Source organism: Tunturiibacter gelidiferens (assembly GCF_013410115.1).
GTDB classification, from domain to species: domain Bacteria; phylum Acidobacteriota; class Terriglobia; order Terriglobales; family Acidobacteriaceae; genus Edaphobacter; species Edaphobacter gelidiferens.
Genome location: NZ_JACCCV010000002.1, coordinates 788566 through 815026, shown reverse-complemented (window position 1 = coordinate 815026; position 26461 = coordinate 788566). Strand labels below are relative to the sequence as shown.

Below are 26461 nucleotides of genomic sequence, written 5' to 3'. Positions count from 1 at the left end.
ATGTCCTGCCGGACGGGCCCACTGCGCGTGGGGCGGTCACTTCGTGACAGGTATACCTTGTCTTGCTGGGTCAAAAATATTTGTCCTCCCGTTGGTCGGAGTTTGGATAAGGCTCTAGTGTTTTTCTGTCTGGGCCAGGAAGTCAATGAGGTATTGCTTCCAGACGATGGCTTGTGTGTGGGTCCCGTGGCCACGGGTGGCGTCGGAGATGGGGATGAGGATGAACTTTGCGTTAGGCATCTTCTTGACCATCGTTTCGGCGATGCCGAGTTCGGGTGGGTTGATGAAGTCGTCGGCGGAGTTGATCCAGAGGACTGGGGCGGTGATGGTGGGGAGCTTTGGCTCGGGATTGTAGTTGCGCGAGGCGTTGACGTAGTAGAGGAAGTTGTTGGCGTCGGTGTGGGCGATGTCGGCGGCGAGGACGCGGTCGATGTAGGCTTCGGCCTGGGCTCGGGTGGGATAGTTTTTCTGCATCTGAAGCGGAGCCCCGCCCGCGATGACGATGAGGGTGTTGGCTCCGCGCAGGCCTTCGGCGGGTTCGGTGGTGTACTCGCCGTTGTTCCAGGCGGGGTCGTGCTTGATGGACTCCATGGCCATGTAGCGCCACATGCGATTGCGGCCAGCGAGTTCGACGGGGAGGCAGGCAAAGGGGGCGAGGGCGTCAGAGAATTTGGGGAAGGTCTCGCCCCAGACGAAGGACTGCATGCAGCCCATGGAGGTGCCGAGGATGAGGCGGAGGTGGTCGACGTGGAGGCCTTCGAGGAGCATGGTGTGTTGCGAGGAGACCATGTCGTCGTAGTCGTACTGGGGGAAGTGCATGTGGAGGCCGTCGGAGGGCTTGGAGGAGTCGCCGTGGCCTATGTCGTCGGGGAGGATGATGAAGAATTTTGTGGTGTCGAGGGGTTGGCCGGGGCCGAAGAGGACGTTGGAGAAGGCGGGGTTGAGGAGGGAGTGGGCGTCGCCGCCGGTGCCGTGGAGGAGGAGGACGGCGTTGTCGGTGTGGCCGTCGGCGCCGCGGTGGGGTTGGCCGAGGGTGAGGTAGTGGAGCTTGAGTTCGGGGAGAGTTTCGCCGGTGCCGAAGCGGAAGTCTTTGATGATGTAGGTGCCATCTTGATTGGGCCACTTGGCGGGGGTGGTCTGAGCTGTGGCGGCTACGAAGGAGAGGAGCAAGAGGAGAACGATGCGGCGAAGGTGGCTGATCTGCGTTGTCAACTGTGACTCCCGCGGCGATGGTTTCGCGTGTTGATTTCAAGATATATCGGATATCACGGATCGAGGCTGCTAATCGTTCATATTCTGTTGGGCGCGCTGGAAGGCGAAGTCGGTGACATGGACCCAGCCGCGAAAGGGCAGGTTGACGTCGGCGATGGCGAGCAGAACGAGGGTGATGAGGAGCGTGAAGCAGAAGACCTGAACGGCGTGGAGGGCTCGATTGGCGGAGCCGAAGAGGGAGGCGGAGAGGACGGTGACGAGGCCGCCGACGAGCAGGACTGCCCAGAAGATGGTCGGGAGGCGATAGGCGCTCTGGAGGAGGCGGGTGCGGCGGTGTTCGGTGAGGGAGCTGAGCTCGGTGAGTGCGTGATCCTCGGCGGTGAGTTCGGAGGGCGTGGCGGCTTTGACGGACATGAGGGTCTTCCACATGTCGCGATTGAGGAGGTGGCTTTCTTCGGGGAGTTTGCTTTGGTGCATCTCGGGCCAGTCGTAGTTGATGACGGCGTCTGCGTAGGTGCGGCATTGTTGCTCGAGGAGGATGCGCTGCGGTGTGGGAAGGCCTTCGGCGATGCGGTAGACGTTGCGCAGGGCGTTGGCTTCGAGGTCGGCGTTGAGGTTGGCTTCGCCGAAGTTGGTCCATACGGTGTAGAGCATGAAGCCGAGGATGACGGCGTAGGTGGTGCCGAGGATACCGAGCTGCCAGCCGATGAGGTCGTTGTGCACGGTGCGCCGTTCGCGTGGCCAGACGCGGTTTAGAAGTGCGAGGAAGAGCATGGAGAGGGTCATCGTGACGATGAGGATGACGATGTTTTGCGTGAGGGTAAGCATGGAAGGTGAGGATCTCCGCGGGATGGTCTCCAAGCTTACCGAAGGTTGAGGGGTTTCTGCCGCTATTTTTTTTGAAGCGATGTGGAGATGTGCGCGTTGGCCAAATCTGCATCAAACGCGCAGGTGAGTGCTTTACGAAAAGGAGTCTGGTGAATTCGATGAGTGATCTTTATACGTTGCAGGACCCGACGAAGCAGTATCCGCGGCCGAAGTTCAAGAAGCAGACGCAGGCTGTGCCGGGGTTGGATAAGAAGATGACGCCGAAGGCCGATCATGGCGAGACGAGCTACCGCGGGAGCGGACGGTTGGCGAATCGGAAGGCGCTGGTGACGGGTGGGGACTCTGGGATTGGAAGGGCGGCGGCAATTGCGTTTGCGCGGGAGGGCGCTGATGTTGCGATCAACTATCTGCCGAGCGAGGAGGCGGATGCGCGTGAGGTGATCGCGTTGATCGAGGCGGAAGGAAGGAAGGCGATTGCGTTACCGGGCGATCTGAAGGATGAGAAGTTTTGCGTGAAGCTGGTGAAGGAGGCGCGCAAGAAACTGGGTGGGTTGGATATTCTGGCTTGTGTCGCGGGCAGACAGCATGCGGTCGAAAAGATTGCGGATATGACGACGAAGCTGTTCGAGGAGACGTATCGGGTGAATGTGTTTGCGTTGTTCTGGATGTGCAAGGCGGCGCTCCCGTTGATGCCGCCGGGCGGATCGATCATTACGACGGCTTCGATCCAGGCGACGCATCCTAGTCCGAGCTTGCTGGATTACGCACCTACGAAGGCTGCGATTCTTGCGTTTACCAGGGCGCTGGCGCGGCAGGTTGCGGAGGACGGGATTCGCGTGAACTGTGTGGCACCCGGGCCGGTTTGGACTCCGCTGCAGACGAGTGGTGGGCAGCCTGCAAAGAAGATTCCTGATTTTGGTTCGGAGACGCCGATGAAACGGCCGGGGCAGCCGGTGGAGATGGCTCCACTGTATGTGCTGCTGGCTTCGCAGGAGTCGAGCTATGTGACGGGCGAGGTGTATGGAGCTACAGGTGGGTTGGAGGTTTCGTAGAGTGATTGCCTGCGCTGGGAGAGAAGCAGATTCCTTCGCTACGCTGCGGAATGACAAACAAGGGAACTGGTAACAGCAACAACAAGTGCAACTACGAGACCACGGAACGACAGGCAAAAGCGAAGTCAAAAACGAAGCGCCGCTCTCGATGAGAACGGCGCTTCATTCGTTTGGTTTGGATGATTATTCGGCGGAGTCTTTTTCTTTCTTCTCGGCTGGGATGGGTTCGGATTTGGCGAGGGGTTTGGTGATGTCGTCGAGGTAGGCGGGGGTGCCGTCTACGCGGACGAGGCGGGGGTAGCGTTCGCCGTCGTGGTAGTCGATGTCGGCGGTGGTGACGAAGGCGTCGCTCTGAAGGATGAAGTGGATGGGCTCGGAGGTTCCCTTTGCCTGCTTGATCGCGGTTTTGAGGGCGTCGGCGGAGAAGACGTTGCCGTTGACGGCGATGATTTTTTGTCCTGGGAAGAACTTCGCCTTGTCAGCGGGTCCGTTCCAGCGGACGTCGGAGATCAAACCTTCTTTATTGAGGCGAAGGCCCAGGGAGTACCAGGCGTTGGTGCCAATGCCGTAGCGAGCATAGGTCTCGGCGACTGTGCGTTCTGATTTTGTGGGCTCTTCGGTGTAGACGAGCTTGTAGCCGCCGCGTTCGATGCCGGCGAGATCGGCGCGTGGGTTGAGGTTGTCGATGCGCTCGTGGATGAAAGTGGCCCAATCGTACTTGTAGACCTGATTGAGGTCGGCGATGAGTTCGTCACGGTTGTAGGTGACGATGAGGGGGCCGGTGTTGCCGCCTTTGCCGAGGAAGATGTGCAGGAAGTCGGTGAGGGACTTCTTGTTGCTCGTCTTCTGGCGGATGAGAGTGTCGGCGTCGAGCCAGAAGAGTTCGCCCTCCTGGTAGTAGTCCTGACCGCGCTTCCAGTTGGACCATGCGGGGTTGCCGCCGCGGAGGATACTGGCAGCGATGGCGGTGTCCTCGGTGGAGCGCCAGTCGCGGCCGGGCTTGTAGTCAAGCTGGGCGGCAGAGAGGGCCAGCATGTCGCGGTACTGCTCCTGCGACTTGAGACCGGAGCGGGCGGCGAGAACGTTGCCAAGGTAGTGGGTCATGCCTTCGTAGACCCAGAGGAGCGAGCCCTGCTGCATCTTTTCGAAGTCGTCCTGGTAGAGGTTGAAGGGGCGGCGGTACTTGCCGTTCCAGGAGTGGGTGAACTCGTGGGAGAGGAGGTCGGATTCGGCGAGTTGATGCGAGGGGTCTGAGAAGCCTTTTTCGCCTACGCCGTTGTCGGAGGATTGGCCGTGCTCGAGGCCTTCGCCACCGGCTACGTCAGAGAGAGTAAGGAGGAAGTGGTAGACGTTGTAGTGGCGGGAGTCGTATGCTGCGCCGGTTTCGCGGACGAGGTTGTTGAGCTCGACGAGGAGGGCGGGGCGGAGCTTGGAGTCTTCGGGTGAATCGGAGACTACGTCGATGTAGTGCTTGGGTGTGACCTCGGGTGCGAGGGCGAACTCGTGGAAGTACTGGCCGGTGATGACGGGCGAGTCTTCGAGCTGCTCGACGGTGGTGGGGGCATAGTGGGTGAGGCCGCCTTTGGGGTTCTGCGGATCGTAGCCGTCGGTGGGGGTGAGGGCGGTGCCGATGCCCCAGCCTGCGGGGACTTTGACCGAGGGTTGAATGGCGATGTCTTTGACGGGGGTCTTCGCGGGGTAGAGGAGAAGTTTCTCCCATTCGAGGACAGCTAGCTTGTCGGTGACGCGGGCGGTGACGATGCAGTCGAGATGAGCATGGAGCGTGGTGACTCCATCGGGAACGGTGACGTGGAACTCATAGAGGTCTTCGTCGTCGCGACGCCAGGGGAGGACTTTGCCGTTGGCGGTGAAGACTACTCCGGTGATGTCATCGACGGGGCCCGTGGGGCGGTGGTTGCCGGGGATCCACTTGGGTGTGGTGAGAGAGACGGGGCCGGGCTGGACGGGGATGTCGACTTCAGCGTGATAGACCTTGCGGGGAGCTTCGGAGAGGTCGGCGGTGATCTGGATAGGAGCCTGCTGGGCTCGGAGGAGGCCAGGGGTTCCGAGGGCGAGCAGGGCTAGAGGCAGGAGAGCAGTGCGGGTGGTCATGAGCGGGGACGGTTCCTCTCGAAGCTAAGGGGGGATTTTAGATATTAGGTGAGACGGATAAGGAGAACGAAAGGACGCATGCTGATTTGGGGGTCAGGATGCGTCCTTTGCTTCGGAATCAGGAGTTGAGGGCGGACTCGATGGCGGCGACGATGGTGGGATCATCGGGGAGGACTTCGGGAGAGAAGCGGGCGGTGACGTTGCCGTTGCGGTCGATGAGGAACTTTTCGAAGTTCCAGAGGATGCCGGGTTCGGGGTTGGTGGTGGCGTTGTGCTGCTGGAGGAAGCCGTTGAGGTTTTCGCGGAAGGCTTCGCGGCCGGGGCTGGTGGCGTTTGGTTCGGCGGCGATGAGGGATTGATAGAGGGGATGGGTGTCGGGGCCGGTGACGGTGATCTTGGAGAACATGGGGAAGTCGACGCCGAAGGTGGAGCGACAGAAGGTCTGGATGTCCTCGTTGGAGCCTGGTTCCTGGCCGCCGAAGTCGTTGGCAGGGAAGCCGCAGACGACGAAGCCGGAGTCTTTGAAGCGGGCGTAGATCTTCTCGAGGGCGTCGTACTGGGGGGTGAGACCGCACTTGGAGGCGACGTTGACGATGAGGAGGACTTTGCCGCGATAGTCGGCGAGGGAGGTGCCTTCGCCGGTGATTTTGTGGACGGGGATGTCGTAGAGAGCAGCGGGGGACATGGGTTCTCCTGAAATCTTTATTCAGTCGATTATAGGCGGGGTGGGATCTCCGGAACTCCTTTCAGATGGCGGAGATCGTGCGAGTCTTTATGCGATCTTTACGACTTTTTCGAGGGGCTGAAGGTTAAATGCAGAGATTGAGTGAGTTGAGTTGACATAGAAGGTACGATCTAAATCGTATGTCATTAACAGATTCGATTATTGGACGGCCCCTTGCTACGAGTGAGGAGCGGGCAGAGCACATTGGTGTTGCTGCGGGAATTCCTATCTTTGGCCTGGATGGGCTGACGAGCGCGGCGTACGGGCCTGAGGCGGCGATGACGCTGTTGATCCCGTTGGGGATCGGCGGAGTGGAGTACGGTTGGCGGATTATTTCGGCGATCCTGATTCTGCTGGCAATTGTTTACTTCAGCTATCGGCAGACGATTGCTGCTTATCCAGGTGGTGGCGGGAGCTATACGGTCGCGTCGGAGAATCTGGGCGAGAAGCCTGGGCTGCTGGCGGCCGCGGCGCTGATGATCGACTATATTCTGACGGCGGCAGTGGGAATCTCTGCTGGCGTGACGGCGTTGACGTCGTCGGTGCAGGGTACGCGATTCGCAGGGCTGCAGAGCCATACGCTGCTGATCTGTCTGATCATCCTTGTGATTCTCGCATTGGTAAATATGCGAGGCGTGAAGGATACGGGAACGGCATTTATGCTGCCTACGTTCCTTTTTGTCAGTACGCTGCTCGCGTTGATTGTGGTTGGGATGTGGAAGACGGTGCATGCGGGTGGGCATCCGATGCCGATGGCTCCGATTCCTGCTGCGCTGCCGGCGACGGTTGGGACGCTGGGAACGTGGATGCTGTTGAAGGCGTTTGCAAGCGGATGCGCGGCGATGACCGGAGTGGAGGCGGTGTCGAATGGGGTGATGGCGTTCGGCGAGCCGAGGGTGCAGCGGGCGCAGCGGACGCTGACTGTAATCATCGGAATACTGATGGTGCTGTTGTTCGGGATTGCCTATCTGGCGAAGACTTATCGAGTGATGCCGATGGATCCGGATGCGGCGCACTTTCAGAGTTTGTTGAGCTTACTGGTGACCGCGGTCTTCGGGCGGGGATGGTTTTATTTTCTGACGATGGGCAGCGTTTTGCTGGCGCTGGCGTTGAGTGCGAATACGGCGTTCGCGGACTTTCCGCGGCTGACCAGGGCGATTGCGATGCATGATTATCTGCCGCATGTGTTTATTCTGCGTGGGCGGCGGCTGCTGTACTCGCATGGGATCTATGCACTGACCGGGTTTACGGCGGTGATCCTGATTCTGTTTGGCGGTGTGACGGACCGGCTGATTCCGCTGTATGCGATTGGAGCGTTTCTTGCTTTCACGCTGTCGCAGGCGGGGATGGTGGTGCATTGGAAGAAGGGCGAGGCTCATCCGGGGCGCGGCTGGCACATGTTTGTGAACGGCATTGGCGCCGTGGCGACGGGGATTACAACGATCGTCGTGCTGGTTGCAAAGTTCCGGGCAGGCGCGTGGGTTACGGCGCTGCTGGTGCCGGTGCTGATTGGGATCATGTGGGTGGTGAAGCGGCACTACTCGCGGGTGAAGCGGGAGATGGCGGATTTGACGCCGTTGAACCTGGTGAATCTGCAGGAGCCGATTGTGGTGATACCGATGGCGAGATGGGACCGGATTACGGAGAAGGCGATGCGGTTCGGGCTGCTGCTGTCGAAGGAGATCAAGGTGGTGCATGTGCACTCGGATGATGAAGAGGGCAGCCTGGATGAGCTTTGGCATGAGTATGTGATGGATCCGATCAAGAAGGAAGGGCTGCAGGAGCCGGAGTTGGTGACGATTCCTTCTAACTACCGATTCGTTATCAATCCGCTGATGGACTACATTTTGAAGCTCGAGGAGGACAATCCCGGGCGGAAGGTGGCGGTGCTGCTGCCGGAGCTGGTGGTGCGGCATTGGTGGGAGAATGCGCTGCATAATCAGCGGGTCCAGCTGCTGAAGTTGTTGCTGCTGTTGAAGGGGAATCAGCGGATTGTGGTGGTTAATATTCCCTGGTATTTGTGAGCGTGGTGGGGGGCGTTTTTGTTGGGGTTCTGGGGAAACAGATGTTTTGGGCCTGGTGTTTTGATGGTGAGTTTGTGGTGAGATGCGTGTTGAGACGTGGTGTTTCGCCGCGTGTTTTTCCGTGACAGAAAATACGCCAACTTTTTTGGTTTTTTTTGGATGCTGGCCCCTCTTGCGAGGCGGCTTTGCTTTAGTCCGCTGGTTTGAATCCCAACGTTCGGAACGCGAATATTGCGTGCCGATGGGGATCGTCTCGCAGGGACGATAACAGGCAACGGCTGGAGAGGGTGGGTTGAAAGAGTCGAGCGGTAAGGGTGGCGCAGGGGATCGTCGGGATCCTTCGCTGCGCTCAGGATGACAGCAAAGGCTTGTGGCTCAGGATGACAGCAAAGGTTTGTGGCATGTTGGATTTTTTGTTGCGCTCAGGAGGACGGCAAAAGCTTGTGGCATGTTGGGATTTTCGCTGCGCTCAGGATGACAGCAAAGGTTTGTGGGTACGTATGGGGTTCTAGGCGGGGATCAGGGCGGGGGCCTTGCGCCAGGCGGGGCTTAGGTCGCGGAGGCGGGCTACGGCGGTGGGGATCAGGGTAAGGGCTTCGTCGATCTCTTCGGCGGTGGTGAGGCGGGAGAGAGAGAAGCGGATGCTGGCGCGGGCACGGGCGGGAGAGAGGCCCATGGCGGTGAGGACGTGGGAGGGTTCGGTGGCTCCGGATTGGCAGGCTGAGCCTCCGCTGACGGAGAGGCCTTTGAGGTCGAGGGCGATGACGAGGGCTTCGGCTTCGATGTGATCGAAGTAGAGGCTGGTGGTGTTGGAGACGCGGGGCGCTCCGGCTCCGTTGATGCCGCACTCTTCTACCTGGGAGAGAATGCCTTGCTCGAGACGGTCGCGCAGGGCTGCGAGATGGGTGGGGCTGTCGGCGTAGTTGGGAGGGGCGGGGGCGGTCGGGCGTTCGCCCGATGCCCACATCTCAGAGTCGAGATGTGGGGCACCCGATTCTGTGGCGGGAGCGGAAGTTGGGGCAGGTGATAACCCACCCTTCGCAAAGCGCGCGAAGGATGGGGCACCCGGAGTTGTGGAACTGTCGAGATTGGCAACGCCTGCAGTTGTGGCGGATGTTGTTGCGAGCCAGGCCTGGGCGAGTTCGGCGGCTTTGCCGATGGCGACGATGCCGGCCACGTTTTCAGTTCCGGCGCGGCGCTGGCGCTCGTGGTTGCCGCCGTGGAGCATAGGGGCGAGGCGGACGCTGCGACGTACGAAGAGGACACCGATGCCTTTGGGGGCGTAGATCTTGTGGCCGGAGAGGGTGAGGAGGTCTACGTCCTTGAGTGCGCCCTTGGGGCTGAGGTCGAGGGGGAGACGGCCTACGGCCTGGACCGCGTCGGTGTGGAAGAGTGCGCCGGCGGCGTGGGCGATGGCGGCGAGCTCAGCGATGGGCTGGATGACGCCGGTCTCGTTGTTCGCGAACATGACGCTGACGAGTTTTGTGTTGGGGCGGAGGGCGGCCTGGAGCGCGGCTGGTTCGATGAGGCCTTGCGGGGTGCTGGGGAGGAAGGTGACTTCGATGTTCTTCTTTTCGAGGGATTCGGCGGCGCGGAGGATGGCGTCGTGCTCGATGCTGGTGGTGATGAGGTGGGCGGGCTCGGCGGTACGCTCGAGGGTTCCGAAGAGGGCGAGGTTGTCGCTTTCGGTGCCGCCGGAGGTGAAGACGATCTCGGAGGTGCGGCAGTGGAGGAGGCTTGCGATCTGATCTCGGGCGTGATCGACGGCGGCGCGGGCGAACTGGCCCTGCTGGTGGATGGAGCTGGCGTTGCCGTAGTGCTCGAGGAAGAAGGGACGCATGGCCTCGAAGACCTCGGGGAGGAGAGGTGTGGTGGCGTTGGCGTCCATGTAGATTCGGCGCATGGTTTTATTTTACTGCCAGAGTGATTCGAGGCTGGATTGGCGGGCAGAGGAGGAGATGCAGCTCCAACGTTGTATGCCGCGCGTTGTAATCGCATCGAGTTTGAGCGAAGAAGATAAATCGGGCGTAACGTAAAGGCTCGATTCTTCACGATACAAGGCATGAAGGATGAGCTCTTGTTCTTCAGGAACGTGGAAAGTGCGACTTGATTGGCCGGAGGGCGAAAACGCGAAGAGAGAGATCGAGGATGAAGTGAAGCTGGCCTAAGCGGTCGAGTAGGCGCCAGATGGACCTCCTGATTCCCCCGAGGCGTGATGGGAATTTCAGATCTGAGTCACAAGGAGATCACGATGGCGCAAAAGGCAAAATTGGACTCTCGCAAAGCATCTTCACCACTGACTCCGGAGCAGGTGTTCCGCTTAGACAACGTGATGAAGCACGGAACGCCGCCCAAGGCGCTGCAATCACTCAAGTCCTCCAACAGCTTTACGTTTGTTGATGCGCCGGGCGATTTGAAGTTAGAGAAGTTGATCCACAAGGTGTCGCTGAAGGATGGGATGGCGGCGTACCAGATTGAGAACAAGTACGGGTTGCTGCGTGGATTGCCTATTCAGGAGTACATTCGTCAGCGCCCTGGAGTCCAGGTGGAATCCCCGACGCTGCCTCTGCCTCCGCCCGCGCCTCCTTTCTATGCGGAGTGGGCTGACCGGATCTACCATCCGAAGCTGTCTCCGCGGATCACGAGAACCATAATGAGGCGCAAGGACGGTAGTCGTCTTTATCCGCATGGGTATATCTGGGGTACCGATGTCCGGCAGGCGTTCTTCCCGTCGGGGTATCCATGGCAGTGCATTGGGAAGCTCGATGTCTATACGGATCCTTCGAGCTTTGTGCCGTCGGGATTCGGAACGGGAACGCTGGTGGGACCCAATACCGTGATCACTGCGTCGCACATGGTGCCGTGGGGTGCGAACCCGGCGATGATTCAATTTACGCCGGGCTACTTCAATGGAGTGTCGGTTGCGGGCGCCGGGGTGACCTCGTATGTTGAGGCGTCTTCATCGTACGACACCAATAGCCCTCCAGCTCCCGCGTTTGATTTCGCAGTGTTGAAGCTGCAGGACCGATTGGGAGATAGTTTGGGCTGGCTCGGAGCGCGGTCGTATGACGATAACTGGAACGATCTGAATGTCTGGACCCTGGTTGGCTATCCGGGGCTGATCGCGAATGCGGAGCAGCCCTCTTTTCAGGGTGGGATCAGCTTTCATGATGACGATGAGGATAGCAACGACTTCGGCGATGCGATGGAACTGGAGACTCAGGACGGGGATTCCAGTCCCGGGGACTCCGGCGGGCCGTATTTTGCTGAGTGGGCGGATGGGCCTTATGTTGTGGGCGTGGATGTTGGGGGAGAGGCGGAGTTCTCGCTGAATCCTTTTACTCCGTGGCCGTTTGAAGACGATAACAATGTTGCGTCGGCGGGGCCTGCCTTTTTACAGCTGATCAACTGGGCGCGTGCGAACTGGGACTAAGTGGCTTGGTTGGTGTGAGTTATTTGTTGAGACCAGTGGCTTCTGTTTTTGCCGCCGATGTTGTGCTCCAATCGTTGGAAGAGAGTGGTTGGAAGGACGGGAGCGAGGAATGGAAGTACAGGAGCGGCGACTTGTGATGGAGCAGCTGGCTTCGAGTGAAGCGAGGCTATTGGAGTTGGTGCGTGGATTGACGGACGAGCAGTGGAGCTTTCGCGAGACGCCTGAGCGATGGTCGATTGCAGAGAACATCGAGCACTTGATTGTGTTTGAAGGATTCATCCGGTCCGCGATTGCGAAGACTCTGGAAGGGCCGGCCGAGCCTGAGAAGAAGGCAGATGTTGGCGCGAAGGAGCCGCTCGTTCTGGGAGTTGCAGCTGGCCGGAGTAACAAACTGATTGCCCGGGAGGTCGTTCGTCCGACGGGGAGGTGGCCGGACCGGAGTGAGTTAGTACTTGAGTTACAAAAGACCAGGGCGGTTACAGTTGCATTTGCTGCGGGGACGAAGGCGGATCTGCGCGATCATTTCTTCCCTCATATTGCGTTCGGAGATCTGGACTGTTATCAGTGGCTGGAGGTGTTGGGCCAGCATAGCGCGCGGCATGCGTTGCAGATTGAAGAGATCAAGGCTGACGCGGGGTTTCCTGTCACTTAGACTCTGCGGGGGATGTGGGTGCGGAGACGCTTTTGATCGTGGGTGGCTGGTGGACTCGATTGCTGCGCGGGAGGCGCTGCTTCGTGACACATCAAGAGATGAAATCTGGTAGGCTTAGCGCGGTTCTGCGGTGATTGTTTGTAACAGATTTGAAACAAATATGGAGACGATGATGATGAAGCGGATTGTTGTGGCGTTGGCGCTGGCGGGTTGTTGTGTGACGGGCGTGCAGGCGCAGATGGATGCGAAGGAGCCGAAGATTGCTGCCGGAACGATCATTGAGCCGGCGAAGAGCTTCGATGGGATGCTGAAGGGCTTTGAAGAGGAGTTTGTGCCGCTGGCGGAGGCGATGCCTGCGGAGAAGTTCGACTTTGCACCGAGCGCGGCGATCTTTGTGGCTGGGCAGGGAAGCGAGTATGCGACGGTGAGCACGTTTCGTGCGATGGTGCTGCATGTGGCGTCGGCGAACTACTTTTACGCTTCGATGGTGAGCGGGACCAAGCCGGATGTGGATGTGAAGGCGCTGGCGGATATCAAGGGGAAGGATCAGGCGATTGAGGCGCTGAAGGCTTCGTTTGTGTTTGCGCATAAGGCGTTTGGCACGCTGACGGCGAAGAACGCTTTTGAGAGCGTGCGTGGGACGCAGACGCGGGCGAGCCTTGCGGGAGGACTGGTGGCGCATGGCTTCGATCACTATGGACAGCTGGTGGAGTATCTGCGGATGAATGGGATTGTGCCGCCGGCGAGCAGAAAGTAGGGCTACACCCGGCCTGACCGTGGGCGGGATTTGAGGAAGCAGGGAAGAGGGCAGCCTTTACGGGCTGCTCTTTTTTACGCGATGGATTGGGGATGGTGATGTCATTGGTGTTATCAAATTTGCCGTTAAACAAGGCTTTTGGAGGGAAAAACTAAAGAAACGCTACATCTGAGCCGATGTTTTCTTCGTTAGCTCAAGTACAACCTGCCGGATTGTAAGGGGAGAAGACCCCAACATGACCCGTCCGCCGGTTGGAAGCATAGGAAATGTTTATATCTCCCAGACTTCTTGAGCTATGCGAAGTAAGGGAGGCCTGCAATGTTTTATTCGACGCAGAGCGGTTACGGATCGAAGCATCGGATGCGAAGGACGTTTCCTGAGTTTCAGATTGTCTTGCAGCCGATCGTGGACTTAGAGACCGAGACGGTCTATGCGTATGAGGCGCTGTGCCGCGGGCCGCATGGAGAGAACTACTCCGAGCTGGTAAAAGACTTTGAACCCTTCGAGATTCCTGCGTTCGACAAGCTTGCGATGGCGAGGTCGTTGCGCCTGGCGGCAGCGATGCGGTTGGAGCAGAGCGGCGTCAAGTTTGCCATCAATCTTGGGCCTTTGATGGAGCTGCGGGGCAAGGATGCTTACTATGTGGTTCGGCTGGCGAAGCACTACGGATTGCGGGCGGATTCTCTGGTGCTGGAGTTGTCAGAGGGTGTGCGACTGGATGGCAACGAACTGGCACGGATCGTCGATCTGCATCGCAAGGCTGGGGTGGTGATTGCAATTGACGACTTCGGGGCGGGGTATGCGGGGCTGAATGTGCTGGCGCGGTGCGCTCCGGATGTGGTGAAGATCGATCGGGAGCTGATCAAGGGGATCGCGACGAATCGTGCGAAGAAGACGATTGTGGAGGCGTTCAGCAAGGTTTGCCGGAAGATGCGGGTGAAGCTGATCGCGGAGGGCGTCGAGACGGTGGAGGAGTACCTGACGCTGCGAGGGTTTGGGATCCGGTACATGCAGGGATTTCTGTTTGCGCGTCCGGTAGGGTGCGAGATTCCGCAAGTGCGGTATCCGCGGAGTGAACCGAAGCATTTTTCCCGGATCACGCGCACGGAGCTGGAGTGGTTTCGAAATGCGATTCGGCAGTAGAGCCGGAGCTATTCGCCGAGCATGATGCGCTGGATGTGATGGGCGCGGCCGGTGGCTCCGTCGCAGGTGATGAGGGCGGCGCACATCTTTGGGTTGCCCTTGGCGGGTTCGAACTTGCCGGGCATGCCGGTGAGGAAGCGGGCGAGGACGAGCTCTTTTTCTACGCCGATGACGGAGTCGTAGGGGCCGGACATGCCGACGTCGGTCTGGTAGGCGGTGCCGTTGGGGAGGATGCGTTCATCGGCAGTGGGGATGTGGGTGTGGGTGCCGAGGAGAGCGGTGATGCGGCCGTCGAGGTACCAGCCGAGGGCTACTTTTTCGCTGGTCGCTTCGCCGTGGAGGTCGAGGAGGATGACCTTGGCGGTGATCTTGCTGAGGAGTTCGTCGGCTTTGCGGAAGGGGTCGTCGCAGGAGGACATGAAGACGCGGCACTGGAGGTTCATGACGGCGTAGGGCTGGCCGGTGGGGAGCTCGCCCTGGTAGACGCCGAAGCCGGGGGTGCCGACGGCGTAGTTGGCGGGGCGGAGGACGCGGCGGCCGCGGGCGTGGGAGTCGGCGGGGACGGTCATGTATTCGAAGATCTCGCGCTTGTCCCAGATGTGGTTGCCGGTGGTGATGACGTGGGCGCCGAGGTCGAAGAGCTCTTCTGCGATGGAGGGGGTGATGCCGAAGCCGCCGGCGGCGTTTTCTCCGTTGATGACGAGGAGGTCGACGGCGTTGGTTTCGAGGACGTGGGGGAGGTGTTCGCGGACGATGTGGCGGCCGGCGGAGCCGAAGACGTCGCCGACAAAAAGGATGTTCACTGAAGAAGTTTACATGGTGGTGGGGTGGAGAATTTTTAGTGGATAAGGGATGAGGCGGCGAATCCTCGGCTGGGTGTGGTAGCTTTTTTGAATGGCACAGAGCGGGCGGTTTCAGTTGAGCGTGCGAATTTTGGCGGTGCTGGCGAGCGAGCCGGGGGCAATGCATACCTCGTCGGCGATTGCGGAGGAGCTGAAGGAGAGCGCCGTGATGGTGCGGAGAGCGTTTCTGCTGCTGCATAAAGCTGGTCTGATCGAGCAGAAGAAGGGACCTCATGGCGGGGCGAAGCTGAAGGTTCCGGCGAAGCAGATCGGGCTTGGGGATGTGTTCGAGGCTTCGGCGGGAGACTGGTTGAGCATTGAGGACAAGGCCGTGAGCGCGTGGATCAAGAAGGTGCGCGGGGACGCGGTGGCTGCGATGAATGAGCACACGCTGTCTGGCGTGGTGAAGCGGATGAAGAAGACGAAGTAGGTCTTTCGATCTTTTTCGAGACAGCCTCGGTGGGAGCCGGGGCTTTTCTGCGTTTGTTGGTTATATGTCCTGAACGCTGAGGGTGCGGGGATCAGTGACTCGCTGCATGAGGGCGGCTGCGATGAGCATGCAGAGGCCACCGGCGATGATGGCGTAGATGCGGTTGTTGTGGAGGAAGTGAGTCATGACCCAGCCGAAGAAGAGGGAGGCCAGGATTTCGGGGGTGACGACGAAGAAGTTGAAGATGCCCATGTAGACGCCGGTGCGCTCCGGGGGGAGGGTGGCGGCGAGCATCGCGTAGGGCATGGAGAGTGTGCTGGCCCAGGCGATGCCTACGCCGAGCATGGTGAAGAGGAGCATGTACTTGTTGTGCATGACGACGACAGAGATGAGGCCGATGGCTCCGCAGAGCAGGCAGGCGGTGTGGGTCTTTTTTCTTCCGATTTTTTTGGCGAGCCAGGGCAGGGCGAAGGAGAAGGCGAAGCAGACGGCAGAGTAGGCGGCGAAGCAGATGCCTCCCCACTCGATGCCTTCTTTGTAGAGCGGTGAGGCGGGGTCGTTCGCGCCGAAGACATTGTGGGCGACGGCGACGGGGAAGTAGAGCCACATGCAGAAGAGGCCGAGCCAGGTGAAGAGCTGGACGGGACCGAGCCTGCGCATCGTCTCCGGCGTGTGGGCGATTGCGGAGAGGATCTCCTTTGCGCCGGCGATCAGGCCGGTTTTTTCTTTTTTGGCGCGGCGAAATGCTTCCATGTTCTCGGGGGGATATTCGGGCGTGGTGAAGATGGTCCATAAGACCGCGCCGAGATAGGCTGCTGCGCCGATGTAGAACGAGATGCGGACGGTGGTGGGGACGGCCCGGGTGTCGCCGACGACCTGGGTCAAGTGGAAGACGTTGGTGAGAAGCCAGGGAAGTGCGGACGCGATGACGGCGCCGAGGCCGATGAAGAGGCTCTGCATGGCGAAGCCGCGAGTGCGCTGGCCTTCGGGGAGGATATCGGCGACGAAGGCACGAAAGGGCTCCATGCTGACGTTGATGGAGGCATCGAGGATCCAGAGCATGCCGGCGGCCATCCAGAGGCTGGAGCAGTTGGGCATGAAGAGGAGCATGAGGGAGCTGAGGATGGCTCCGACGAGGAAGTAGGGGCGGCGGCGGCCGAGAGGGCCCCAGGTGTGGTCGCTGGCGTTGCCGATGATGGGTTGGATGAGCAGGCCGGTGAGTGGAGCGGCGAGCCACAGGATGGGGATCTGATCGGCGCGGGCTCCGAGGTACTCGTAGATGGCGCTCATGTTGGCCATCTGGAGGCCCCAGCCGAACTGGATGCCGAGGAAGCCGAAGCTCATATTCCAGATCTGCCAGAAGCTGCGTTCAGGCTTTCTCATGGAGGTTCTTGCAGGTTCTTCGAGATGCAGCGCAGCGGGAGGGAGGTTCTGGGCTTGCTGGGCGGGAGCAGTCGGATGCGACGAGATGTTCGGGCGCGGGCTCACAGCGGGGAAGCATAACAGCCGCGGTGCCGGAGAAGCTATGCGTTTAATTGCGAGGCTTCGCGGGAGCCTGGGCAGGGTTGCGGAGGGTTTGTTGTGGGGGCTATTCGTTGCGGATGTCGAGTGAGCCCATGCCTACGTTGATTTCAAGAGCTCCGGCGCCAGAGCCTGAGTAGTTTTTGGTGGTGGTGAAGTGGCCGTCGGAGCCGCCGGGGCGGTGGTCGTGGAGGGTGCCAAGGCCAACGTTGACTTCCAATTTGGAGTAGCTCTTGTCTTTGTCGAGGAGGAGATTCATGTGGCCCATTCCGACGTTGAACTGCCGGTGGCCGGCGCTGCCGGCTGCGTTGAAGTTTAGGTCGCCGTAGCCGAGGTTGATTTCGTTGTCGGAGTTGAGGCCCATGGGGAGAGTGATGGTTACAGTTGCGTGGGCTGCCTTGGGGAAGTTGAGATTGATGACACCTTTGTCGGGCAGGACGCGGAGGGTCTGGATGTAGTTGGCGATGGTGTAGCTACCGGACTGGGTGTTGAGCGTGATCGTGAGCTTGATCTCCTTTGCGTCGGGCTGAATGTTGAGGCGGAGGTCGGCGCGGCAGATGTGGAGCTTCAGTTTTCCGTCGGGGGCGAAGGAGCGAGCGACTTCCAGGTGGTGAGGCTGGAGGATGTCGGAGGGGGCGCTGGTGTAGTCGTGGGTGGTGATGGGCTTGTCGAATTCGCCGCAGTCCATGGAGTCATTCTGTGCGGCGCGGGCGCAGAGCGTTGTGGCTGCCATAAAGGCGAAGACGAAGAGGAATGATTTAGGCACGCGGCTCTCCTATGGTGTTAGTGGTGGTACGTGGCTTGGGATTCGGTGGTTCCTTGATTTGAAGTGAGGGAAGGCAACTGCAGATTCCTCCCCCGTTCGACTACGCTCAGGGTGCGGAATGACAAACAAGAGAGCAGGCAACTGCGACAACAAGTGCAACTGCGATAGCAACTGCAACGACTGCGATAGCAAATGCAACGACAAGTGCAACTGCGGTAACGAATGCAACTGCTGTGGGACGGTACTCGATTTGCTCCACTTCGTCGTGCTGTGGAACTAAGGTTTGGGACGGAGGTTCTTGAGGAGGGCTTCGGCGGTGGGTTGAGTGTTGAGGATGTCGGCGGGCGAGAGCCAGGCGCGGCGGAGCTGGGTGATTCCGTAACGCATCTGGTCGAGCTCTTCGGTGGCGTGGGCGTCGGTGTTGATGACGATCTTGCAGTTGTGTTTTTTTGCGAGGCGAAGGTGAAGGTCGTTGAGGTCGGCTCGGGCTGGGCTGGCGTTGTGTTCGACGGCTACGCCTAGTTTGGCGGCCTGTTTGAGGATGGTGTCGATGTTGATTGCGTAGGGTTCGCGGCCGAGGACTTTGCGGCCTGTGGGGTGGCCGAGGATGCGGACGTGTGGGTTCTCGAGGGCGCGGAGGACGCGGGCGGTCATCTCGTCGGCGGCCTGATTGAAGTGGGAGTGGACGCTGGCTACGACGATGTCCATCTGGGCGAGGGTGGAGTCGTCGAGGTCGAGGGCGCCGTCGGCGAGGATGTCTACTTCGATGCCGGGGAGGATGCGGAAGGTGAGGGGGAGGGTGAGTGGAGGTCTTGTGGTCGCATCGGCGAAATGCGGGGGTCTCTCCACTGCGGCGGCAAAGTGCGCCGCCTCCGGTCGAGATGACGAAGCTTGTGATGGGTCGGCTATGTTATGGTCCGGTCGAGATGACGAGGTTTTTAGGAGGTCCCAAAGATTGGAGATGCGTGAGTTTGTTGGAGGGGTGTCGCGGGCTAGCGACTCGTTGAGTGCGACGAGGTCTTGTTGGAGTTGGGCGTCGACTTCGCGGATGCGCTTGATGTGGGCGAGGGCGCGGGTGTCGTCGAGGCCGTTGGTCATGGCGAGGTTTTTGCTGTGATCGGTGATGGCGATGTAGTTGAGGCCGCGGAGGAGGGCGGCTTCGGCCATCTGGCGGATGGTGTCGCGGCCGTCGGTGGCTTCGGTGTGCATGTGGAGGTCGCCGCGGATGTCGGCTAGTGTGATGAGCTGCGGGAGGTTGTGGGTGGCGGCGGCTTCGAGTTCTCCACCATTCTCTCGGAGCTCGGGTGGAATGTAGTCGAGGTCGAGGGCGTTGTAGATGTCGGCTTCGGAGGCGGCGGCTACGATGACGTTGTCTTCGAGGCGGAGGAGGGCATACTCGCTGAGGGTGAGGCCGCGTTTGATGGCGCGTTGGCGGAGGGCTACGTTGTGCATCTTCGAGCCGGTGAAGTATTGGAGGGCGGCTCCGTAGCTGGCGCGGGGGAGGAGGCGGACGTCGACCTGGAGGTTGTTGCGGAGGGTGAAGCTTACTTTGTTTTGGCCTTTGGCGATGAGCTTGTCGATGAGGGGAAGGGACGCGACGTGTTCGACGGCTGCGCTGACGACGTCGGGTTCGCAGGCGGGGCCGGTGGCGAGGAGGTCGAGGTCGCCTACGGTCTCTCGGCCGCGGCGGAGGGAGCCGGCGGGGATGATCTCGTCGATGCCGGGGAAGGCGCGGATGAGATTGATGATGGTGTCGGCGTGCTGCTGGGCCTTGTCGATGCGGAAGCGGCTGGAGTTTTTGCGGTGGTCTTCGATGCCCTTGAGGAGCTTGATGACGAACTTTTCGCCCATGCGGGGGAGCTTGGTGAGGTGACCGGCTTTGGCGGCGGCCTCGAGGCCGTCGATGTCGCAGACCTGGCAGGCGGACCAGACGAGGGCAACGGTCTTGGGACCCATGCCGGGGAGGCGAAGAAGGTCGAGCATGGTGGGTTTGTACTTTTGCAGTAGCTCTTCGCGGAGGGGCATGGTGCCGGTGGTGAGGAGAAAGACTATGTTGGCGGCCATGCCTTTGCCGATGCCTGGGATGGCGAGGAGCGCTTTCGGGTCGTCGGCGATGGTTGAGAGCTGAGTGGTTTGCTGCTCGACGGCCTCGGCGGCGCGGCGGTAGGAGCGGATGCGGAAGGGGTCTGCTGAGTCGATCTCGAGTAGGGAAGCGGTTTCGTCGAGGAGGCGGGCGATCGAGATATTGTCCATGGGAGGGCTTCAGAGGCGCGTGCGGCCACTGATGTCAGTATGCAACAGATGTGAGGGGAAGAGCCTTGCAGGGGTCGAGCAGGGCTGATCGTTCGAGCCGCTGCGCCGACCGTAGAGGGTCGAACCTCTGTCTTACTGGGACTGAGACTGAGTTGCTTCCTTGAGACGGGCGACTTGATCAGCCTGAGGACCCTTAGTGCCCTGGATGATGTCGAACTCTACTTCATCTCCTTCTTTAAGGCTCTTGTATCCCTCGCGTTGGATGGAGCTGTAGTGAACGAAGACGTCGGCCCCGCCATCACGGCCCAGGAAACCGTAGCCTTTTGCGTTGTTGAACCACTTGACCGTACCCTTATATTGAGCCACTTGAGATGCTCCCTTTTTATGCGTCCTAACACTGATGGTGTACCGGGAAGTGAAAGCGTTTCAACGGTACCGCCATTGGTAAGGTGTGACGCAAACAGCCTCGTGGGAGTTTTCCGCATGCTGTGATCGTGGGACGGTTTTTTAAGATAACCAAATGTATGGTTACGGACGTGCTGGTGTTGTACTGATGCGTTGCGATGATACGGCTGACTTCGTCCTCATCTTGTGGATGGCATGAAAAAACTACGACGCTAGTGGGCCTTTTGTCGGGTAGGAGCTTGACTTCAGACCACTAAAGAGGCTGGTGCTCGGCGACTAGAGGCGGCCAGACCTGCGGGCGGAGTCGTAGAGCATGAGGCCGATGAGGGTTTTGCCGTCGTGGATCTTGTTGGCGGCGATGAGGGCGAGGGCTTCTGAGAGGGGGAGGCGGAAGACCTCGATGTTTTCGTCGGGTTCGGGGGCGGAGGCGCCTTCGCGGAGGTCGCGGGCGATGTAGATCTGCATCCACTCGCCGAGGAAGCCGGGGCTGGCGAAGTATTTGGTCAGCAGGGTCCAGCGCTTGGCACGGTAGCCGGTCTCTTCGATCATCTCGCGCTTGGCGGCGGCAAGGGTGGCCTCGTTGGCGTCGACGCGGCCGGCTGGGAGCTCGATGAGGAACTGGCCTGCGGCGTGGCGGAACTGTCGTACGAGGATGACGTCGGGGTCGGCGGGGTTTTTGGACTCGTCTACGGCGAGAATGACCACGGAGCCGTTATGACGGATGACGTCGCGGGTGTGGACGAAGCCGCTGGGTTCTTCGACCTTGTCGGTGAAGACGGAGAAGACTCTGCCTTTGTAGGAGAGTTTGGAGGAGATGAGCTTTGGTTTGGCAAACTTCGACCCTGGTTTGATGGTGGTTGCGGCTGGTGGTTTCGGGGCCTGGGTCTGGAGGGCGCTGGGCTTGGTGGACTTCTTTCTTTGTACGGACATGAGGCTAAAGTATCATCCTGCATCTAGACTTAGGTGACGGGCATCCAACGGAATGCGCGGAAAATTTTGAGTCGCCTGGCTGCGGGTTGTGGCGGTGGTTGAGATTGAGGATAGGTCTGCATGAGCGTTGAGTGTTTTCCGAACACGGTGTTGCCGCATGTGTCGCATATCTATCGCGACTATCTTGCGATGGCGGAGAGCGCGGGTGATTCGGCGGTGCGGAAGTGGTATGGGGCGGAGCCGTTTGCCGGGAGGTGGGTGGGGAAGCGTTTGCCGGTGAAGGATGCTGGAGCGCTGGCGGATTTGTTGGAGAAGCAGGCGGTTGAATTTGGCGCGGGGGATGCCGCGAAGGCGAATATTGCGAAGTTGAGAACAGGTGCGCGGGCGGTGGTGACGGGGCAGCAGGTGGTGCTGTTCGGTGGACCGCTGTTGACGATCCTGAAGGCGGCTACGGCGGTGGCGCGAGCCAAGGAGGCGACCAAGGCAACTGGTGTTGAACATGTGCCGGTGTTCTGGATGGCGACGGAGGACCATGATCTGGAAGAGGTGGACCAGGTTTCGCTGTTGACGAAGAGTTCGGTGGAGACTCTGCGCGCGGGGTTGAAGGTGACGAAGGCAGTGCCGGTGGGTGGGGTTGTTCCGGGGCCTGGGCTGGAGACTGTGGTGGAGCGGGCGTGCGAACTGCTAGAGTTCGCGCCGGTGAGCGAGTGGTTGCGGGAGTGTTATTTGCCGGGTGATGGAACGCGGGCCACGCTGGCGTTGGCGTTCGGGCGGCTGATCTCGAGGATCTTTGCAGACCAGGGGTTGGTGGTGATGGATGCGGCCTCGCGGGAGTTTCATGCATTGGGTGCGAGTACGCTGCGGTACGCAATTGAACATGCGGCGGAGCTGCAGGGCGCTTTGATGGCTCGGGGTGAAGAGTTGGTGGCGCGTGGGTATCACGCGCAGGTGCTGGTGGCCGAGGGTGGCTCGATGTTGTTTCTGCTGGATGAGGCGACGAGAGAGCGGGTGGCTCTGCGGCGCAGCACAGACGGACAGTGGAAGGCTGGTGGGCGAAGTTATTCGACGGCTGAGTTGATTGCGATTTTGGAAGCGTCGCCGGAGAGGCTGAGCCCGAATGCGCTGCTGCGGCCAGTGTTTCAGGACACGGTATTGCCGACGGCGGCGTATGTGGGCGGACCGGCGGAGATCGCTTACTTTGCGCAGAGTGCGGTTTTGTATGAGGCAATTCTGCGGCGGATTACGCCGGTGCTGCCGAGGTTGAGCGCGACGCTGCTGGAGCCGGCGATCGCGACCGTGATGGATAAGGATGAGGTACAGCTGCCGGACGCGATGACGACGGCAGAGGCGCTGGCGCAAAGACTGGGTGCGCGGACGATGCCGATTGAAGGGAAGCGTAAGTTGGCTGCCGTGGGGAATGCCGTGGAGGTCGAGCTTAGCGCGCTAACAGAGTATCTCGGTGGAATGGATGAGTCGCTGGGGCGGTCGGCGGAGGTTTCGGGGTCAAAAATGCTGTACCAGATGAATCGGCTGAGGAGGATGGCGGCGACGTTTGAGCTGCAGAAGGAGGCGAGTTTGCGGAAGCATGCGGAGGCGATTGTGCTGAACGTGTTTCCTGGTGGGCATCCGCAGGAGCGGGTGGTTGCGGGTGTTTGGTTTATGGCGCGGTATGGGGATGGGTTGGTGGAGAAGTTGGTGGGAGTGGCGGGGAACCAGTGTCCGGGGCATGTGGTGGTGCGGTTGTAGCTTTGATGGATTTTTCTGAAGCATTATCGCTGGACTGCAGGAAGGCATACCCCGGGGGCTAAAGCCCCTTCTTTTATTGCTGGACGGAGAGGCCCAAGGCTGAAGCCTTGGGGTACCTAGATGCGAATATCTCTGCACAAAGAGACCAAAGCTAATGCATTGGGCTACCAGCCCTGATCTTGGTCCGCGTTGAGACTCAAGGCTTAAGCCCTGGGGTATCTGGATGCGAAGGCAAACCTGGGACTCCTGGATGCGCTGGCGGTTTTAGAATGGGTGGGTGAGGTGTTGCGATGGGTTTGAGTGATCAGCCGTTTGAGGTGATGTGTCCGGATTGTGGGGCGATGTTGAAGGTGGACCCGGTGACGCGGTCGGTGATTGCGCACAAGTCCGCTCCGAAGAAGAAGATGTTTGAGGACTTTGGTGAGGCGGCGAAGGCGTTGCGCGAGGCGGATGCGCGGAGGGATTCTATCTTTCAGCAGAGCGTGGATGCGCAGAAGAACAAAGATGATGTGATGGCGAAGAAGTTTGCGGAGGCGGTGAAGAAGGCGAAGGAGACTCCGCTGACGGATCGGCCGTTGCGGGATTTCGATTTGGATTAGGTGGTTGGCTGGGCGACGACGCTGGGTGGAACTGAGATTTGGCTGGTGTCCGGATCGTGTCAATGCACGACTGGCTTTGTCTCGATCGCGAGAGGGGTCGCGAGAGCCGCGGCTTCTGCAGCACAGTCGCGCGAGGGTTTTAGTTCTTTAGCGCGAGCTACGTCATATTCGACTTTAGCAGCGTCGAGATCGGCACGAAAGGCGGGGTCAGCGTGCAGTCTTGCGACTGTGCTTGCACCCATAATCCTTCCCTCGTTTACGTCGCTTTGCCAATGTACGTTGCAGACCAGGCGACTATCTCCGAATGAACGTCCGCGCGCCAGGATCGCGTCGGTCTGTTCAGGAGCAATCTCAGTCAGAATGAGGGCCCAAGCCCATCCGATCGTTGTGTGTCCCGATGGGTATGAGCCATCTTTCCTCAAGGACGTTTCGTCGTTCGGAGTGCAGGAGGGGCGGTTATTTTCAGCAAACGGACGGCTTCGGTTGTAATGATTCTTGGCGGCATAGGTGGAAAGCGCAGCATCGGTAAATGACCGCCGCAACAACATGTAGAGATGCGGTGTCTCGGCCTCGGTAATCGGAATGCCGATGGAGCAGGAAAAGGTTTCGGCTACATGAGGGAACGAAAGGTCAGCATCGCTCGTTGCCTGCTGCCAACGCGGAGACCCTTGCAGGGCGAGGCTGGCTCGGCTGACAGCTTCGTCCAGCGCATAAATAGCGGTGCCCGGCACGGGTGCTGGTGGAACCAAAGCCAAACTATTTGGCAACGCCCCCTGCGGCAAGTATCCGGCCAGGATGCCCGGGTAGATCTCCGGCACCGAGATCAGTCCATAGGATTTTGTTTGCGAAGGAGTTGAAGGTGCAGTGGCAACTGAAGCAGGAACCCCTGCCGGGGCTGGCGTCGGATTCTGCCCTCTGGACTGAGTCGCAATTGTGACGCAAAGGAGTGCAACAAGGAATGTGCCGAAAGGCTTTATCTTCAAGGTCTATCCTCCGCGCAGTGCCGTGATGTATTGACTTCGACATTATGAACCCGTTGCCCCCGCAATCTGCTGGCATGCGCGACTTTTTTAGCGGAGGACATGATCTTGAGATGCGGCTTATTCGACTGAATCGCTGATTATGCTCGCACGATTAGGAATGGTGTGGTCCAGACGGTAAACTGGAGGAATGCCACCAATCTTAAATGCGCAGGGTTTGACTAAGGCCTTTGGCGCTACGCCTTTGTTTCGTGAGATCAGTTTTACCGTGAGTGATGGGGATCGCATTGGGCTGATTGGGCCGAATGGTGCGGGGAAGTCTACGCTGCTGAAGGTGCTGGGGGGGGATGAAGACGCTGATGCCGGGGATGTGGCGGTGCGGAAGCGGGCGCGGGTGGGGTATGTGGAGCAGGAGTCGGTGTTTGCGCCGGGGGTGACGGTGCGCGAGGTGCTGGAGGCTGCGCTGGTGCGGGCGAAGGTGGCTGAGGGCGAGCATGAGGGGAGGTTGCGGGAGACGAGCGGGCGGACGGGGTTTCCGGATTTGAGAGCGGAGGCGGCGCGGCTGAGCGGTGGGTGGCGGAAGCGACTGGCGATTGCGGAGGCGGTGGTGACGCATCCGGATGTGCTGCTGCTGGATGAGCCGACGAACCATCTGGACTTAGCCGGGATTGCGTGGCTGGAGGAGCTGCTGAATGAGGGTAGTTTTGCTTGTGTGCTTATCAGCCATGATCGTTATTTTCTTGAGAATGTTGCGACAGAGATAGTGGAACTGAATCGCGTGTATGCCGAGGGGCTGCTGCGGGTGAAGGGGACTTACTCGAAGTTTATCGAGGGCAAGCAGGCGTATATGGAGGCGCAGAGCAAGCTGCAGGATGCGCTGAAGAATCGCGTGAAGATTGAAGTGGACTGGCTGAGGCGTGGGCCGAAGGCGAGGAGTACGAAGGCGAAGGCGCGGATCGATAATGCTCAGGATCTGATTGGGCAGTTGAAGGAGGTCAACTCGCGGGTGCAGACGTCGAGCGCGGGGATTGATTTTTCGGCTACGGACCGGCAGACGAAGCGGCTGGTGGAGCTCGAGGATGTCTCGGTTGTGCTGGGGGATCGGAAGATTGTGGAGGGGTTGAATTTTCTGGTGACCTCGGGGATGCGCGTGGGATTGGTGGGACCGAATGGGAGTGGGAAGACTACTCTGCTGCGGTTGCTGACAGGTGAGTTGGAGCCTTCGAAGGGGGCGATCAAGAAGGCGGCTTCGCTGAAGATTGTTTACTTCAGCCAGATGCGAGAGCTGGAGGAGGGGGTGACGCTGCGGCGGGCGTTGGCTCCGGATTCGGACTCGGTGGTTTACCAGGGACGCGTGGTGCATGTGGCTAGTTATGCTACGAAGTTTCTGTTTACGAGTGAGCAGCTGAACCAGCCGGTGGAGAGGCTGAGTGGAGGCGAGCGGGCTCGCGTGTTGATTGCGAAGCTGATGCTGGAGCCGGCGGATCTGCTGCTGCTCGATGAGCCGACGAACGATCTGGATATTGCGACGCTGGAGATTCTGGAGGAGAGTTTGCTCGAGTACACGGGGGCGCTGGTGTTGGTGACGCATGATCGTTACATGTTGGATCGTGTGTCGACGATTGTGCTGGGGCTGGATGGGAGGGGTGGTTCGGAGATGTTTGCGGACTACTCGCAGTGGGAGCAGTGGCGGGGTGTGAAGGTGGAAGAGGCGATCGCTCCGGGGGCTACGGGGGTTGCGGTTTCGCCTGCTGCTGTTTCGAATGGGTCGAATGGGGCTTCGAGTTCGGGCGGGAAGAAGAAACTTTCTTATCTTGAGGCTAGGGAGTATGCGGGGATTGAGGGTGCGGTGGAGGCGGCGGAGGATCGGCTGCAGAAGGCTCGGGAGACGATGGAAGATCCGGCGGTGGCGGTGGATGCGAAGCGGTTGACGACGGCGCTTGCGGAGATGGAGGCGGCTCAGGAGGCTGCGGATGGGCTGTATGCGCGGTGGGCTGAGTTGACGGAGAAGGTTGGTTAGATCCTTTCCTGTTGCGAATATGTTTGAGTGGC

General features: G+C 59.8%; 22 protein-coding genes. 10 read left to right on the top strand and 12 right to left on the bottom strand.

Translation table 11 applies throughout. The features are described 5' to 3' along the window. Nucleotides 1–114: 114 nt before the first annotated feature. A complete protein-coding gene (locus HDF12_RS15395) occupies nucleotides 115–1212 on the bottom strand; it encodes an alpha/beta fold hydrolase (RefSeq protein WP_218892478.1) in 1098 nt (365 codons plus the stop codon). A gap of 69 nt (nucleotides 1213–1281) precedes the next feature. Continuing rightward, on the bottom strand, nucleotides 1282–2040 hold the full coding sequence (locus HDF12_RS15390) for a bestrophin-like domain (protein ID WP_179584786.1): 759 nt from the start codon (nucleotides 2038–2040) through the stop codon (nucleotides 1282–1284). A gap of 158 nt (nucleotides 2041–2198) precedes the next feature. Between HDF12_RS15390 and HDF12_RS15385 the strand changes: the two genes are divergently transcribed. Then, nucleotides 2199–3092 carry an SDR family oxidoreductase gene (locus tag HDF12_RS15385; RefSeq protein ID WP_218892477.1) on the top strand — a complete coding sequence of 298 codons (894 nt, stop codon included), beginning with the start codon at nucleotides 2199–2201 and terminating at the stop codon, nucleotides 3090–3092. Nucleotides 3093–3275: 183 nt separating this feature from the next. On the opposite strand, the gene HDF12_RS15380 is transcribed toward HDF12_RS15385, so the two are convergent. Both HDF12_RS15380 and HDF12_RS15375 read right to left on the bottom strand, forming a co-directional pair. Then, complete coding sequence (locus HDF12_RS15380) at nucleotides 3276–5204, bottom strand: M61 family metallopeptidase (protein ID WP_179584782.1); 1929 nt, start codon at nucleotides 5202–5204, stop codon at nucleotides 3276–3278. A 118-nt stretch (nucleotides 5205–5322) separates the two neighbouring features. Next, a complete protein-coding gene (locus HDF12_RS15375) occupies nucleotides 5323–5889 on the bottom strand; it encodes a glutathione peroxidase (RefSeq protein ID WP_179584780.1) in 567 nt (188 codons plus the stop codon). Between the two features lie 179 nt (nucleotides 5890–6068). Between HDF12_RS15375 and HDF12_RS15370 the strand changes: the two genes are divergently transcribed. Continuing rightward, on the top strand, nucleotides 6069–7952 hold the full coding sequence (locus tag HDF12_RS15370) for an APC family permease (protein ID WP_179584778.1): 1884 nt from the start codon (nucleotides 6069–6071) through the stop codon (nucleotides 7950–7952). Between the two features lie 508 nt (nucleotides 7953–8460). On the opposite strand, the gene HDF12_RS22430 is transcribed toward HDF12_RS15370, so the two are convergent. Then, nucleotides 8461–9855, bottom strand: a complete 1395-nt coding sequence (locus HDF12_RS22430; protein ID WP_257025691.1) for a cysteine desulfurase family protein — start codon at nucleotides 9853–9855, stop codon at nucleotides 8461–8463. A gap of 348 nt (nucleotides 9856–10203) precedes the next feature. Here HDF12_RS22430 and HDF12_RS15355 point away from each other — a divergent pair, with 348 nt between their 5' ends. From HDF12_RS15355 to HDF12_RS15340, 4 genes are all read left to right on the top strand, one after another. Beyond that, nucleotides 10204–11385, top strand: coding sequence for a trypsin-like serine peptidase (locus HDF12_RS15355; RefSeq protein WP_179584776.1), 1182 nt, complete (start codon nucleotides 10204–10206; stop codon nucleotides 11383–11385). A gap of 109 nt (nucleotides 11386–11494) precedes the next feature. After that, nucleotides 11495–12037 (top strand): DinB family protein, encoded by a 543-nt coding sequence (locus tag HDF12_RS15350; RefSeq protein WP_179584774.1) that lies wholly within the window; start codon nucleotides 11495–11497, stop codon nucleotides 12035–12037. A gap of 169 nt (nucleotides 12038–12206) precedes the next feature. After that, nucleotides 12207–12794, top strand: a complete 588-nt coding sequence (locus HDF12_RS15345) for a DinB family protein (protein ID WP_257025690.1) — start codon at nucleotides 12207–12209, stop codon at nucleotides 12792–12794. A gap of 318 nt (nucleotides 12795–13112) precedes the next feature. Continuing rightward, a complete protein-coding gene (locus HDF12_RS15340; protein WP_179584772.1) occupies nucleotides 13113–13937 on the top strand; it encodes an EAL domain-containing protein in 825 nt (274 codons plus the stop codon). A gap of 8 nt (nucleotides 13938–13945) precedes the next feature. Here HDF12_RS15340 and HDF12_RS15335 read toward each other — a convergent pair whose 3' ends face one another. Next, nucleotides 13946–14740, bottom strand: a complete 795-nt coding sequence (locus HDF12_RS15335; protein WP_179584771.1) for a YmdB family metallophosphoesterase — start codon at nucleotides 14738–14740, stop codon at nucleotides 13946–13948. A gap of 91 nt (nucleotides 14741–14831) precedes the next feature. On the opposite strand from HDF12_RS15335, the gene HDF12_RS15330 reads away from it, so the two are divergent. Then, nucleotides 14832–15209 (top strand): RrF2 family transcriptional regulator, encoded by a 378-nt coding sequence (locus HDF12_RS15330; RefSeq protein ID WP_179584769.1) that lies wholly within the window; start codon nucleotides 14832–14834, stop codon nucleotides 15207–15209. A gap of 60 nt (nucleotides 15210–15269) precedes the next feature. Here the strand turns inward: HDF12_RS15330 and HDF12_RS15325 are convergent, their stop codons facing one another. The 5 genes from HDF12_RS15325 to HDF12_RS15305 form a co-directional block, all read right to left on the bottom strand. Next, a complete protein-coding gene (locus tag HDF12_RS15325) occupies nucleotides 15270–16592 on the bottom strand; it encodes an MFS transporter (RefSeq protein ID WP_179584767.1) in 1323 nt (440 codons plus the stop codon). Between the two features lie 205 nt (nucleotides 16593–16797). Continuing rightward, a complete protein-coding gene (locus HDF12_RS15320) occupies nucleotides 16798–17496 on the bottom strand; it encodes a hypothetical protein (RefSeq protein ID WP_179584764.1) in 699 nt (232 codons plus the stop codon). A gap of 276 nt (nucleotides 17497–17772) precedes the next feature. Next, entirely contained in the window at nucleotides 17773–19749 is a 1977-nt protein-coding gene (locus HDF12_RS22425; protein ID WP_257025689.1) for a helix-hairpin-helix domain-containing protein, read from the bottom strand. Nucleotides 19750–19881: 132 nt separating this feature from the next. Continuing rightward, nucleotides 19882–20115, bottom strand: a complete 234-nt coding sequence (locus tag HDF12_RS15310; protein ID WP_179584762.1) for a cold shock domain-containing protein — start codon at nucleotides 20113–20115, stop codon at nucleotides 19882–19884. A 315-nt stretch (nucleotides 20116–20430) separates the two neighbouring features. Then, a complete protein-coding gene (locus HDF12_RS15305) occupies nucleotides 20431–21084 on the bottom strand; it encodes an NUDIX hydrolase (protein WP_179584759.1) in 654 nt (217 codons plus the stop codon). Nucleotides 21085–21204: 120 nt separating this feature from the next. Here HDF12_RS15305 and bshC point away from each other — a divergent pair, with 120 nt between their 5' ends. Beyond that, nucleotides 21205–22830: a bacillithiol biosynthesis cysteine-adding enzyme BshC gene (bshC, locus tag HDF12_RS15300; RefSeq protein WP_179584757.1), complete on the top strand. Its 1626-nt coding sequence runs from the start codon at nucleotides 21205–21207 to the stop codon at nucleotides 22828–22830. Between the two features lie 290 nt (nucleotides 22831–23120). Beyond that, nucleotides 23121–23429, top strand: a complete 309-nt coding sequence (locus HDF12_RS15295) for a hypothetical protein (protein ID WP_179584755.1) — start codon at nucleotides 23121–23123, stop codon at nucleotides 23427–23429. A 59-nt stretch (nucleotides 23430–23488) separates the two neighbouring features. On the opposite strand, the gene HDF12_RS15290 is transcribed toward HDF12_RS15295, so the two are convergent. Beyond that, nucleotides 23489–24412 (bottom strand): acid phosphatase, encoded by a 924-nt coding sequence (locus tag HDF12_RS15290; protein WP_218892476.1) that lies wholly within the window; start codon nucleotides 24410–24412, stop codon nucleotides 23489–23491. Between the two features lie 187 nt (nucleotides 24413–24599). Here HDF12_RS15290 and HDF12_RS15285 point away from each other — a divergent pair, with 187 nt between their 5' ends. Then, a complete protein-coding gene (locus tag HDF12_RS15285; protein ID WP_179584753.1) occupies nucleotides 24600–26429 on the top strand; it encodes an ABC-F family ATP-binding cassette domain-containing protein in 1830 nt (609 codons plus the stop codon). The last annotated feature ends 32 nt before the right edge of the window (nucleotides 26430–26461 follow it).